Annotated in this window: 12 protein-coding genes and 1 pseudogene; 9 read left to right on the top strand and 4 right to left on the bottom strand. The window is 66.5% G+C overall.

All coding sequences use genetic code 11. From position 1 onward, the window contains the following. Window positions 1-160 precede the first annotated feature (160 nt). From AC19YR_RS07820 to AC19YR_RS07800, 5 genes and pseudogenes are all read left to right on the top strand, one after another. Window positions 161-670, top strand: a pseudogene (locus AC19YR_RS07820) (DNA polymerase ligase N-terminal domain-containing protein); the annotation flags it as partial. A gap of 20 nt (window positions 671-690) precedes the next feature. Beyond that, window positions 691-1,734, top strand: coding sequence for an acyl-CoA dehydrogenase (locus AC19YR_RS07815; protein WP_500597862.1), 1,044 nt, complete (start codon window positions 691-693; stop codon window positions 1,732-1,734). Continuing rightward, the gene (locus tag AC19YR_RS07810; RefSeq protein ID WP_095108277.1) at window positions 1,731-2,504 is read left to right on the top strand and encodes a PIG-L deacetylase family protein; all 774 of its coding nucleotides are present in this window, start codon (window positions 1,731-1,733) and stop codon (window positions 2,502-2,504) included. The genes AC19YR_RS07815 and AC19YR_RS07810 overlap by 4 nt, the downstream gene beginning before the upstream one ends. After that, window positions 2,501-3,100: a class I SAM-dependent methyltransferase gene (locus AC19YR_RS07805; RefSeq protein ID WP_500597861.1), complete on the top strand. Its 600-nt coding sequence runs from the start codon at window positions 2,501-2,503 to the stop codon at window positions 3,098-3,100. The genes AC19YR_RS07810 and AC19YR_RS07805 overlap by 4 nt, the downstream gene beginning before the upstream one ends. Beyond that, window positions 3,097-3,753 (top strand): glycosyltransferase family 2 protein, encoded by a 657-nt coding sequence (locus AC19YR_RS07800; protein ID WP_500597860.1) that lies wholly within the window; start codon window positions 3,097-3,099, stop codon window positions 3,751-3,753. The genes AC19YR_RS07805 and AC19YR_RS07800 overlap by 4 nt, the downstream gene beginning before the upstream one ends. An 89-nt stretch (window positions 3,754-3,842) precedes the next feature. Here the strand turns inward: AC19YR_RS07800 and AC19YR_RS07795 are convergent, their stop codons facing one another. Beyond that, on the bottom strand, window positions 3,843-4,598 hold the full coding sequence (locus AC19YR_RS07795; RefSeq protein WP_095108274.1) for an alpha/beta hydrolase family protein: 756 nt from the start codon (window positions 4,596-4,598) through the stop codon (window positions 3,843-3,845). After that, window positions 4,582-5,691, bottom strand: a complete 1,110-nt coding sequence (locus tag AC19YR_RS07790) for a DUF3182 family protein (RefSeq protein ID WP_500597859.1) — start codon at window positions 5,689-5,691, stop codon at window positions 4,582-4,584. Before AC19YR_RS07790 ends, AC19YR_RS07795 begins: the two co-directional genes overlap by 17 nt. Window positions 5,692-5,861: 170 nt before the next feature. Here AC19YR_RS07790 and AC19YR_RS07785 point away from each other — a divergent pair, with 170 nt between their 5' ends. From AC19YR_RS07785 to AC19YR_RS07770, 4 genes are read left to right on the top strand one after another with little or no spacing between them, the layout of a single operon-like run. After that, on the top strand, window positions 5,862-6,476 hold the full coding sequence (locus AC19YR_RS07785; RefSeq protein WP_500597858.1) for a Yip1 family protein: 615 nt from the start codon (window positions 5,862-5,864) through the stop codon (window positions 6,474-6,476). Between the two features lie 16 nt (window positions 6,477-6,492). After that, complete coding sequence (locus AC19YR_RS07780; RefSeq protein WP_500597856.1) at window positions 6,493-7,242, top strand: endonuclease/exonuclease/phosphatase family protein; 750 nt, start codon at window positions 6,493-6,495, stop codon at window positions 7,240-7,242. After that, window positions 7,239-8,429 (top strand): cardiolipin synthase ClsB, encoded by a 1,191-nt coding sequence (clsB, locus tag AC19YR_RS07775; RefSeq protein WP_095108271.1) that lies wholly within the window; start codon window positions 7,239-7,241, stop codon window positions 8,427-8,429. The genes AC19YR_RS07780 and clsB overlap by 4 nt, the downstream gene beginning before the upstream one ends. Beyond that, the gene (locus AC19YR_RS07770; RefSeq protein ID WP_500597854.1) at window positions 8,426-9,379 is read left to right on the top strand and encodes a lysylphosphatidylglycerol synthase domain-containing protein; all 954 of its coding nucleotides are present in this window, start codon (window positions 8,426-8,428) and stop codon (window positions 9,377-9,379) included. The genes clsB and AC19YR_RS07770 overlap by 4 nt, the downstream gene beginning before the upstream one ends. Here AC19YR_RS07770 and AC19YR_RS07765 read toward each other — a convergent pair. Beyond that, window positions 9,369-10,988, bottom strand: a complete 1,620-nt coding sequence (locus tag AC19YR_RS07765) for a methyl-accepting chemotaxis protein (RefSeq protein ID WP_500597853.1) — start codon at window positions 10,986-10,988, stop codon at window positions 9,369-9,371. The genes AC19YR_RS07770 and AC19YR_RS07765 overlap by 11 nt on opposite strands. A 509-nt stretch (window positions 10,989-11,497) precedes the next feature. Next, window positions 11,498-12,670: a mannonate dehydratase gene (gene uxuA, locus AC19YR_RS07760; protein ID WP_500597851.1), complete on the bottom strand. Its 1,173-nt coding sequence runs from the start codon at window positions 12,668-12,670 to the stop codon at window positions 11,498-11,500.

The raw sequence follows: 12,670 nt of genomic DNA, 5'->3' as shown, positions 1-12,670 counted from the left end.
TGTAGCAAGCGGGCTCGCCCGCGCTGGGTGCGCAGCGCCCGTTCCAGCAATGCGGCGCCTGGACTTTTTGACGACCGCTATGCCCCCTTGCGCAGGCAGGCTCGCTTGCTACGAATCCGATTGAACTCCGCTAACGGCCACGTCTCACAGAGCTTAAGAGCCGTGTCCATCATCGAGGTCTTTCATGTCTACCCCCGCGCAAAGGCTGCGTTACTGCATCCAGAAACACGGCGCCCGCCAGTTGCATTACGACTTGCGCCTGGAGCTGGGCGGTACGCTCAAGAGTTGGGCGATCCCCAAGGGCCCCGCCCTGGACCCCACCGTGCGCCGGCTAGCGGTGCAGGTGCCTGACCACGACCTGGGCTATGCCGATTTCGAAGGCCGCATCGCCCCCGGACAGTACGGCGCCGGCGATGTGATCGTCTGGGACCGTGGCACTTGGCAGCCCGAGGGCGACCCCTTCACCGCCTACGCCCAAGGCCAACTGCGCTTCACCCTGCATGGCCTCAAGTTGACCGGCCAATGGCGCCTCTACCGCACCGGTCTGCCCGGCAGCAGCGAGCAATGGCTGTTGGTCAAAGCCCGCGACGCCGCCGCCCGCCCCCTCAGCGAATTCGATGTGCTGCACGCACACCCCAATAGCGTTATCAGCGGCCGCGCGCTGCAACCCGCCCTTAAGGAGATTGACCGATGACCTCGCTACAGGCCGACGACGAACCACGCCTCCAGGCCTCCCTCGAAGCGTTCGCCTCGCGCCCCGTGCCCCTGGAGCTCGACACACAGTTACAGCGCATGATGCAGAGCTGCGTCGACTGCGGCCACGCCGATTTGCCCTTGCCCGGGCGCGGCCACACGCTCGCCCGTTGGCGGGCCCTGGCGCGGATCGGCGGCACTGACCTGGCCCTGGCCAAGCTCTTTGAAGGCCACACCGACGCCAAGGCGATCCTCGCCGAATTGCACGCTCGCGCAGTGGATAAGCCCGGGACCTGGGGCGTGTGGGCCGCCGAGCCACCCAGCGCCCGGGTGCGTATCGTGGGTGCGGACGGCGACAGGGTGATGCTCGAAGGCGTGAAGGCCTGGTGCTCCGGAGCCTTGCAAATCGACCACGCGCTGCTCACCGCTTGGGATCAGGACGACCGCCCGCAACTGGTGGCCGTTTCCCTCGACCAACCGGCCCTGAGCATGCACAGCCTGGATTGGCAGGCCCGCGGCATGGCCGGCACCGCCAGCGTCAACGTCGCCCTGCAAGGGGCCATCGGCCAGCCTGTTGGCGCCAGTGGCGAGTACCTGCAACGGCGCGGCTTCTGGCATGGCGGTGCGGGGATTGCTGCGTGCTGGTACGGCGCGGCGCAAGCCCTGGCCGAATACCTGCGTAAAGCCTGTGGCGGGCGTTCCCCCGATGCCCACGCCGAGGCGCACCTGGGCGCCGTGGATGCCGCCCTTTGCGGTGCCGGCGCCGCATTGCGCGAGTGCGCGGCGTGGATCGACGCCCATCCGCAAGCCGACGCCGAGCTCATCGTGCGCCGCACCCGCGCCCAGGTCGAAAGCGCCGTCGAGCAGGTGCAGCGGCACGTCGGCCGGGCCCTGGGGGCGACGCCCTTCTGCCGCAACCCGCACTTCGCCCGTTTGAGCGCCGACTTGCCAGTGTTCATTCGCCAAAGCCACGCCGAGCGTGACCTTGCCGAATTGGGCCGCCAGCAGGCCCGCCCCAGCGCTGTGAGTTGGAACCTATGAGCGGCGTCAACGCCCGGGACAACCCGATCCGCGGCCCCGGCACATCGCTGGCGCAATGGCAGGCCTCGCGCGCCTTGCAAGCGGTGCCAACCATCACCGCACAACTGCTGTTGCCGCACGACGGGCGGCTGGTGGTGGTTGCACCGCACCCCGATGACGAGGTGCTGATGTGTGGCGGCTTGCTCAGCCGCTTTGCCGGCCAGGAAGAGCAATTGCTGCTGGTTTCGGTGACCGATGGCGAAGGCAGCCACCCGTGCTCGCTGACCTGGCCCGCCAGCCGTCTGCGCCAGGCCCGGCCCTTGGAAAGTGCCCATGCCCTGGAGCGGCTGGGCCTGCACCTGCCGGGCCTCGATTGGCGCCGCCTGGGCTTGCCCGATACGCAGGTACCGGCCCTGGAGGGTGCATTGACCGAACAACTGCAAGGCCTGTTGCGCCCCGGCGACCGGGTGCTCACCACCTGGCGCCACGACGCCCATTGCGACCATGACGCGGTAGGTCGCGCCTGTGCCGAGGCCGCCCGGCGGTGCGATGCGCGGCTAATGGAAATTCCCGTATGGGCCTGGCACTGGGCCGAGCCAGAGGACCGTCGCTTGCCCTGGCTGCGCGCCCGCAAGTTGATGCTCGACCCGCAATGCCTGGCCCTTAAGCGCCACGCCATCGCGGCGCATACCAGCCAACTGAGCCCGGACGCCACCACCGGCGCGGCACCTGTTTTATCCCCCGCGGCGCTGGCGCGCCTGTTACAACCCTTCGAGCTGATCTTTCTATGAGCCTACCCGCCGACTACTTCGAGCAACTGTTTAACGACAGCCCCGACCCTTGGGCCTTTCGCCAACGCTGGTACGAAAAGCGCAAACGCGACCTGTGCCTGGCCAGCCTGGGGCAGCAGCGCTACCCCCGGGTATTCGAGCCGGCCTGCGCCAATGGCGAACTGAGCTTGGCCCTGGCCGAGCGCAGCGAGCACTTGCTGTGCCTGGACGCCAGCGCCACCGCCGTCGACCTTACCCGCCAGCGCCTGCACGCCCTGCCCCATTGCCGTGTGCTCCACGGTTACCTGCCGGGCGACTGGCCGCCGGGGCAGTTCGACCTGATCGTGCTCAGTGAAGTGGGCTACTACCTGGATGCCGAGCACTGGCGCCGCACCCTGGAGCACGCGGTGGCCAGCCTGGCGGTGGACGGGACCCTGCTGGCCTGCCACTGGTTGCACCCGATCGCCGATTGCCCGCAAACCGGGCACCAGGTCCATGCCTTGCTCGCGCGCCACTTACCGTTGCATCGGGTGGTGCGCCATGAAGAACCCGACTTTCTGCTGGAACTGTGGTGCCGCCAACCCTCTGCCATCGACCTGAACGAGCACACCCTATGATCGGCGTCGTCGTCCCTGCCCATAACGAACAAGCCCTGCTCGGCACCTGCCTGGCGGCCTTGAACAACGCTGCCCGCCACGCCGAAGGCGCCGGGGAAGAAGTCCAGATACTGGTGGTGCTGGACGCCTGTAGCGACGGCTCCCGGGATATTGCCCTGGCCTGTGGCGTGCAGACCCTGGAGGTGCAGCGTGGCAACGTCGGCTACGCCCGGGGCGCGGGCGCCGCCTATATGCTCGAGCGCGGCGCCCGCTGGCTGGCCTGCACCGATGCCGATAGCACGGTGCCCGCCGATTGGTTGCTGCACCAACTGGCGTTCAAGGCCGACGCCGTGTGCGGTACGGTGCGAGTCGATGAGTGGCAGGCCGAGCATTCGGTGGCGGTGCGCCAGCGCTACGAGGGCCTGTATCACGACAAAGACGGCCACCGCCATATCCACGGCGCCAACCTGGGCGTGTGCGCCAAGGCCTATCGCCGCGCCGGCGGCTTCGCGCCCCTGCCCGCCCATGAGGATGTGCACTTGGTCCAGGCCCTGCAAAAGACCGGGGCACGCATCGTCTGGACCGCCGCCAACAGCGTCAGCACCAGCAGCCGCCTCGACTGCCGTGCCCGAGGCGGGTTTGGCGACTACCTCAAGTCCCTGGCCCAAATGTAGTTGTAGGCCTGGCTTGCCCGCGATGGCGGTCTTGAAATCGCCAGCGGCCAAGCCCCACTGGGGGGTTGTGCCGCATCAGCCAGCTCGGCTCACGGCGCGGGGTTGATGCTCAGCCGTTCGCCCACGACCATCTCCGTCACCCAGTCCACCAGCATCGAGGTGTAGGCCTCTTGGGCGACTTCGCTGGTGAGGCTGTGGTCGGCGTCGTCGATGATGCGGTGGGTCAGGGAGTGGGTCTGCTGGAAGGCGGCGCGGTAACTCATGATCGTGGCGTGGGGCACGTGTTCGTCGTGCTCGGATTCGACGATCAGTACATCCCCGCGAAACGCTGCGCAGGCCCGCAAGGCGCGGTTGCCGGTGGCGTCGATGTGGCTGGCGCGGTACTGCATCAAATCCTCGCGGTTGAGTTCGCGCTTGGCCAGGTGCCAATCCTCGTCGCGGTAAATGGCCGGCACCCGCAACGCCAACCAGCGCACCTTGCGCATCTGGCTCAGGAGCGTGGCCAGGTAGCCGCCATAGCTGGTGCCCACCACCGCCACGGCCGAGGTGTCGATGGCCGGGTGCGAGAGCAAATGATCGTAGGCGGCCAGCAGGTCGCGCAGGTTGTCTTCGCGGGTGACGCTGGCCTGGCGGTCGTTGAAGGCGCCGTGGCCGCGCAAATCGAAGGTCAGGCATACGCAGCCCAGGCCGGCGATACCTCGGGCGCGGTTCAGGTCACGCTCCTGGCTACCGCCCCAGCCGTGGACGAACAACACCCCCGGCACCTTGGCCTTGGGGCTCAGAAACGTGCCGGCGATGGTGTCTTGCTCCACCCGGATGCGGGCCGGTTCACTGTTGGCGGTCATCGGCATCCACCTCGGCGTATTTGAGAAGAAAGCCGCCACGGGTGTCACGGCCCCGGAACAGCACCCGAGCCTGTGCGGGGGCGTCCTGTTCGGTGTGGACTTCATGGGTGCTGGCGCACAGGGTATTGCGCGTTGGCTGCTCGACAAAGGCCTGCAATGCCGCCAGTTCCGCGCCCGTGGCACCGCCAACGCGCCAGGATTGCTCGAGTACGCCGACCTTCTGCTGGCCATCGGCGCCGATGCCCTGGACCACGTCATAGTTGCGCCGCGAGGCGAAAAACCCAGGGAAGCTCAAAGCCGCGGCAGTGTCGTAAGTGCGGGCATATTCCACGGCGCGGCGCACGTCGGCGGCCAGGTCGCGAGCCAGCAGATCGACGTAGTCGCCGCGCACCACAGTCAGTCTGGAACCGGCGTAGACGCACTCGCCGCGGCCGTTGCGGGTTTGGAACTGCTCGCCGAAGTAGGTCATCAGCAGGCCGTCCACCAGGGTCTGGCCGACACTGTGGGTGATCGCGCCTTCCAGGTTCTCTTCCAGCACGATACCGGCGGCGCAGATGGCAGGGCTCAGCCCCGCTAACCATTGCTTCAGGTCCTGGCCATTGCGCAGCAGCGCCTGGCCCTCGCCGCCACAGGCCTCGACCAATTTAACCCGCAGCACACCCCGAGCCAGGCCCTCGGTAGCGGCGCGGCGGGCGTCGCCCAGGTCGAACACCGTCACCCCGGGCAGCACCACGTCACGCACCCGCTCGGCAAACTGCGGGTTCCAGCCTGCCGGCACGCCTGTGCCTTCACTTATCAACGGGTGGGAAATCGCCTTGGTGGCAATGAAACCGTGCTGCACATAACCGCCCAGCAGGTCCTCGGCGCCATCGATGGCCAGTTGTTCGCGCTGGGGGCCGACGAGGGTCTGACTGGGCACGAAATACAGGCCCGGGTGCCCTGGCGCGGCCGGTTGCCAGGGCCCGTCGAAAGGCCAACCGAGAATCTCGGCCAGCCACCGGGCCTGGGCCAGGTTGGTTTGCACTTCGTGCTCGGCGGCGGCAGGGTTGACGTTATAGGCCACCACCCGTTTGTGCGGTGAATGCGGGGGCATGGGCATGACTCCATTGCAGGGGCAAGTAAAGCAGCCGACCGCCCGGCGCCGCGGTTGGTTCGCCAAGGCCGATCAATGGCGCACCGCTGGCGCAAAAAACTTGAACCCTTGCCAACGGCCTCCCTCCATAGGCTTAAGGCCCTGATGGGCATCGACACGCGGAGGCAGCCATGAAACCCCACGTAATTCGACTCTTTAGCGAACCCGAACAAGCCTGGACACAAATCCGTACCGAAGAAGAACAGCATCCGCGCCATTACCTTCTGCACCTGCTGCTCTGGGCGCTGCTGCCAGCAGCGTGCCTGTTCGTGGGGATCGCCTTTGTCGGCTGGAGCCTGGCCGAAGACGAAACCGTGCGGGTCAGCGTGCGCAGCGCCTTGCAACTGGCGGTGCTGCTGTACTTGGCGACCCTGGTGGGCACCTTGCTGATGGGCGCTTTCATCCGCTGGATGTCGCGCGCCTTCGAGGCGCGCCCCAGCCTGAACCAGTGCATCGGTTTTGCCGCCTACACCGCCACGCCCTACTTCCTCGCAGGCATCAGCGGCCTGTACCCCAGCCGTTGGCTGGCAGTGGCGGCGTTGCTGGTGTCCAGCGTCTATGCCACTTACCTGCTGTTCGTCGGTTTGCCCAAGTTCATGCGGCTCAATCAGGACCGAGGCTTGCCCTACGCCGCCTCAGTGTGGGGCCTGGGCCTGTTGGTGCTGGTGACCATTCTGGTGGGGATGATCCTGTTCTGGTTCAACGTGCTCAACCCTGAGTACATTCGCCCGATGACGCAGCCATGAACCGCAAGGGCCTGCGATGAACGCCGTGGCCGCGCCCGGGCGCCTGCGTATCCTCACGGTCAACACCCATAAGGGGTTTGGCCAGTTCAACCGGCGCTTCGTGCTGCCGCAATTGCGTGACGCAGTGCGCGAGGTGTCGGCGGACCTGGTGTTCCTCCAGGAAGTGCTCGGCGAGCACCGCCAGTGGGCCGGGCGCCACCCCGAGTGGCCGAGCACGCCGCAGTACGAGTTCCTCGCCGACACCGTGTGGCCGCAGTTCGCCTACGGGCGCAACGCGGTGTACCCAGCGGGCCACCATGGCAATGCGCTGCTGTCCAAATACCCGATTCGCAGCCATCGCAACCTGAACATCCCCAGCGCCGGCGGCGAAGAACGCGGCCTGCTGCATGCGCTGCTGGACGTGGGCCGGCCGCTGCACGCGGTGTGCGTGCACCTGGGCCTGAGCGAAACCCAGCGCACCGCGCAACTGCACCTGTTGTGCGCGTTGCTCGACAGCCTGCCGGCCAATGAACCGGTGATCGTCGCCGGCGACTTCAATGACTGGCGCCAACGGGCCGACGCCGTGCTGGGCTGCTGTGGCCTGCGCGAAGCGTTCGTCCAGGCCCATGGCGTTGCGGCCCGCAGCTTCCCGGCGCGCTGGCCGCTGCTGCGCCTGGACCGCATCTATGTGCGCCACCTGCAACTGCATGATCCACGGGTGCTGGGCCGACGCCCGTGGTCGCATTTGTCCGACCATCTGCCGCTGAGTGTGGAGGTGATCCTGTGAGCTATCCCTGGCGCGACGGCAACCGTGTGCACCTGCTTATCAATGGCGAGGCGTATTTCCCCAGCCTGTTCGAGAGCATCGGCCAGGCCCGCACGGAGGTGCTGCTGGAAACCTTCATCATTTTCGAGGACGAGGTCGGCCAGCAGTTGCAGCACGCCCTGATGGCAGCGGCCCGGCGTGGCGTGCGGGTGCAGATCATTGTCGACGGCTTCGGCACCGACCTGAGCCGCGACTACGTGGCGCGCCTCAACGAGGCCGGGGTCACGGTGCACTTGTATGACCCGCGCCCGCGCCTGCTGGGGATGCGCACCAACCTGTTCCGCCGCATGCACCGCAAGATTGTGGTCGTCGACGGGCAAGTGGCCTTTGTCGGCGGCATCAATTACGGCGAAGACCACCTCGCCGAACGCGGCGGCATGGCCAAGCAGGATTACGCGGTCAAGCTCCAGGGCCCGGTAGTGGCCGACATCCGCCAGGCCAGCCTGGCCCTGCTGCAACAGGCCGGGGCTACGGCCCCTGAGCCCCCGGCACAAGCCGATGGCGTTTCGGCGCGCCTGGTGCTGCGCGATAACGAACGGGCGCGCACCGCCATCGAGGTGCAATACCTGCAAGCCATTCGCAGCGCCCAGCGACGGCTGGTGATCGCTAATGCCTACTTCTTCCCGGGCTATCGCCTGTTGCGGGAATTGCGCAACGCCGCCCGGCGCGGGGTACGGGTGCAACTGATCCTCCAGGGCCTGCCGGACATGCCCCTGGTCAGCCTGCTGTCGCGCCTGCTCTACGACTACCTGCTGCGTGAAGGCGTGCAGATCCACGAATACTGCCAGCGCCCGTTGCACGGCAAAGTAGCCCTGGTGGACGAACAATGGGCCACTGTGGGTTCAAGCAACCTCGACCCGTTGAGCCTGTCGTTGAACCTGGAGGCCAACGTGCTGATCCGCGATGGCGCGTTCAACCAGCACCTCTACGCGCATTTGCAGGAACTGGCCCAGGAGCAGTGCACCGCCGTCAGCCGCAAGCTGTCGCGCCGGGGCTATTGGTGGCGGGCGCCGCTGATCTTTCTCGGCTTTCACTTTTTGCGCCACTTCCCGCGCTTCGTGGGCTGGTTGCCGGCCCATTCGCCCCGGCTCAAATCCCTGTTCGCCCGGCCACGGGCCCGACGCGGCGCGGACCGCACCTCAGCATGAGCCCCCAGCGCTGGCGCCGGGTGCGCCGGGCCCTGACCTTAGGCCTGTTCGTGGCGGTGTGCGGGCTGATGTTCATGCTCATCAAAACCCTGGACTGGCAACAGGTGCGCCAGGCCCTGATGCAGTACCGCCCCGCCACCCTGCTCCTGGGGCTGGGCCTCAGTGCCTTGGGCTACGCCGTGTTCAGCAGTTTCGATGTGCTGGGCCGCTACCACGTGGGCCATGGCTTGCCGGTGCGGCGGGTGTACCCGATTGCCTTTGTCTGCAACGCGTTCAACCTCAACCTGAGTTCCTGGGTCGGTGCCATTGCCCTGCGTTATCGGCTGTACTCGCGCCAGGGCCTGAAGACCGCCGATATCACCCGGGTACTGACCTTGAGCCTGATAACCAACTGGTTTGGCTACCTGCTGCTGGCCGGGGTGCTGTTTTGCCTGGGCCTGCCGCGCTTACCCGCCAGTTGGGGGGTGAGCAGCACCCTGCTGCGGGTGATAGGCGTAGCGCTGTTGCTGCTGGGCCTGGCGTACCTAATGGCCTGCCGTTTCGCCACGCGGCGCGCGTGGCGCTGGCGCAGCCAGGAACTGACCTTACCGAGCTGGCGCCTGGCCCTGCTGCAAGGGGTGTTGGGGGCCAGCAACTGGGCGCTGATGGCCTTGCTGATCTACACGCTGTTGCCGGCCGGCGTGGCCTACCCCCATGTGTTGGCGCCCCTGATGATAAGCAGCGTGGCCGGGCTGATTACCCACATCCCGGCGGGCCTTGGGGTGCTGGAAATGGTGTTCGTCGCCCTGCTGCGCGGAGAGGTGAAAACGGGCGCCATCATCGCCGCGCTGATCGCCTACCGCACCCTGTATTACCTGCTGCCGCTGGCGCTGGCGACCCTGACCTATTTGGTTTTGGAGCGCCAAGCGGCAAGTGAGAAGCGGCAAGCGGATTCGACGGCTAGACCTTGAAACGGGCGACGGTCTGGTTCAGTTCGCCGGCCATTTGCGCCAATTCATCCCCCGCCACCTGGGTGTGACGGGCGCCCAGCAATACCTGCTCGGACAGGCTGCGGATGCCCATCAGGTTGCGGTCCACCTCGCGGGCCACCAGGGCCTGTTCTTCGGTGGCGCTGGCAATCATCAGGTTGCGCTCGTTGATCTGCGAGATGGACTGGGTGATCTCCTCCAGCGCCTCGCCGGAGCGACGGGCGATCTGCAAGGTGGCTTGGACCAGTTGGCTGCTGTCGTGCATCGCGGTCACGGCGTGGCCGGTGTCGAGGCGGATATTGCCGATCATCTGCTCGATTTCCGCGGTGGACACCTGGGTGCGATGGGCCAAGGCCCGCACTTCATCGGCCACCACCGCGAAGCCACGGCCGGCGTCCCCGGCGCGGGCCGCTTCGATGGCGGCGTTAAGGGCCAACAGGTTGGTCTGCTCGGCGATGCTGCGGATCACTTCCAGCACGGTGCTGATGTCCTGCACCCGCGCGGCCAGTTGCTGGATGCGTGCCGAGGTTTCGACCACGCCATCAGCCAAGGCGCTGATGGAAGCCACGGTTTCCCCGACCTGGGCGCGGCCGCGCTGGGCGGTCTGCTCCGACAGGCGCGAAGCTTCACTGGTGCTCACCGCGTTGCGCGCCACCTCGTCCACTGCTGCCGTCATTTCGTTGACCGCCGTGGCTGCCTGCTCGATCTCTTGACCTTGCAGTTGCAGGTTGGCGGTGGTCTGGCCGCTGACGGTGCTCAGTTCCTCGGAAGAACTGGCGACGCTGTCCACGCAGGCGGCAATCTGCTTGACCATGGTGTTGAGGTTGTCCTGCATGTGCTGCATGTTGCGCATCACACTGCCTGGCGCGCTGCCGGCCACGGGCACGGCGATGGTCAGGTCGCCTTCGGCGATCTGGTTCAGCACCCGTGCCGCTTGGTCCGGTTCACCGCCCAACGGCCGAGTGACGCTGCGGATCACCAGTGTGGCGACACCGATCACCGCCGCCAGGCACAGCACGAACAGGCCCAGCATGTTCAGCCGCGCACTGTTGTAGAGGCTCTGGGCGACCTGTTCGCGCTCGACGAAAATCCGCTCCTGCAGGGCCATCAGCGCATCCAGGCTCTGGTACACCTGCTGCTCTGCGGGCATCACCTGCTCCTGCAACTGGGCCATGGCAGCGGCTTTGTCGCCCTGGCGAATCGACGCCTGCACCTGGGTGAACGCCGCTACATAGGCCTCGCGGTGGCGCTTGAGTTCGGCGAACGCGGCCTGGCCTTCAGGCAGGTAGAACAGCGGCTCCAAAGTGGCCAGGGCCTGGGTGATGCGCTGCTTGGTGGTGTCGATGCGTTGCTGCACTTGGCCGTTGTCTGCGCCAATGAGCAAATCGCGGGTGCTCTTGCCGTTGTCCCGCACCCCGGTGGCGATCAGCATCAGCGGCTCGATTTTCGGCCAATCCTGCTTCACGATCACCACGGCCTGCTCCTTGAGCGTTGCCAGGTCGTTCAAGGCGTAGAGGGCAATGCCCGACATGGCCAGCGGTGCCATGGCAAAACCCAGCATGATGCGTTGCGCAGTACTTAATGTGGCCATTTCAAATGCTCCTTGGTGAAACCCGGCCGGCGGGCGGCGCATTTGAAAACGGATGTACCCCAACGCCTTGCTTGCACTCTAGCCCCCCGGATCGATTCATGTACGCGAATATGCCGCGTCATTTTAATTGAACGATCAATCAAGTCCTTGACCGGAGGCATTTTTTAGGAAGATTGACGTCAAGAAAATGGCTGAGCGGGCATCAGACACCCACCCTTTATGGGGGCCGGGCGGCGCTGCGCTTGCCCGCGATAGCGGGGGTGGGGCTGGTAGAGATGCAGCGCCTGTACTGACCTCATCGCGGGCAGGCCCGCTCCCACAGTTCAAGTGGAGTGGGAGTGGGGTTTGTGGCGGGCATTCATGTTCCATTGTGGGAGCGAGCCTGCTCGCGATGGCTGCGTTCCAGCCGCCCAAAGTGCAGCGCCGGTACTGGCCTCATCGCGGGCGGGCCCGCTCCCACAGTGCAGTGGCAGTGTTTTCTTGTGGGAGCGGCAGTGTTGTCCCTGTAGTCAGTGCGCCGCGCGCACCGCCAGTTCGACCCCGCGGATTTCCGCCAGGCCTTTGAGGCGGCCGATCAGGGAGTAGCCGGGGTTGCTGTGGCGGTGTTGGTCGTCGAGCAGTTGATGGCCGTGGTCCGGGCGCAGGGGCAAGCGCGGGCCGCCTTCGCGTTCGCGGCGGCGTTCTTCGGCCACCAGGGCGCTTATCACGCCGACCATGTCCACGTCGCCGCCCAAGTGGTGGGCTTCGTGGAAGCTGCGCGGGTCCGCTTCGCGGCGGGTGGAGCGCAGGTGGGTGAAGTAGATGCGCGGTGCGAACTGCTTGGCCATGGCCACCAGGTCGTTGTCGGCGCGCACGCCGTAGGAGCCGGTGCAGAACGTCAGGCCATTGGCCGGGCTCGGCGCGGCGTCCAGCAGCCACTGCGCGTCGGCGGCGGTGGAAAGAATGCGCGGCAGGCCCAGCAGCGCCCGCGGCGGGTCGTCCGGGTGGATGGCCATGCGCACGCCCACCTCCTCGGCCACCGGGATCACTTGACGCAGGAAGTGCCCCAGGTGCTCGCGCAATGTGCTTTCGTCGATCTGGGCGTAGGTGGCCAGCAAGGCGCGAAAATCTTCGAGGCTGTAGTGCTCCTCGGCGCCCGGCAGGCCGGCGATCAAGGTGTTGACCAGGGTTTGGCGGCCCTCCTCGCTCAGTTGCGCGAAGTAGGCCTGCGCTTGGGCAATATCTTCGCCGCTGTACTCGGCCTCGGCGCCGGGGCGCTTGAGGATGAACAGGTCGAACGCGGCGAACGCCGTCTGGTCAAAACGCAGGGCCCAGCCGCCGTCTTCCAGCTCGAAAGCCAGGTCGGTGCGGGTCCAGTCCAGGATCGGCATGAAGTTGTAGCAGACGATATCGATGCCGCAGGCGGCCAGGTTGCGCACGCTCTGCTGATAGTTGGCGATGTATTCGTCGCGCCGCCCGCAGCCGCGTTTGATGTCCTCGTGCACGGGGATGCTCTCGACCACCGACCAGGTCAGGCCGGCGGCTTCGATCATCTGTTTGCGCGCCGCAATGGCGTCCACCGGCCACACCTGGCCGTTGGGAATTTCATGCAGGGCGGTGACGATCCCGGTGGCTCCGGTCTGGCGCACATCGGCCAGGGAGATCGGGTCTTGGGGGCCAAACCAGCGCCAAGTCTGTTCCAT

Source organism: Pseudomonas sp. MF08817 (genome assembly GCF_059862705.1).
Note: the sequence above shows the minus strand (reverse complement) of the source record. Positions and strands in the feature narration are given on the sequence as shown.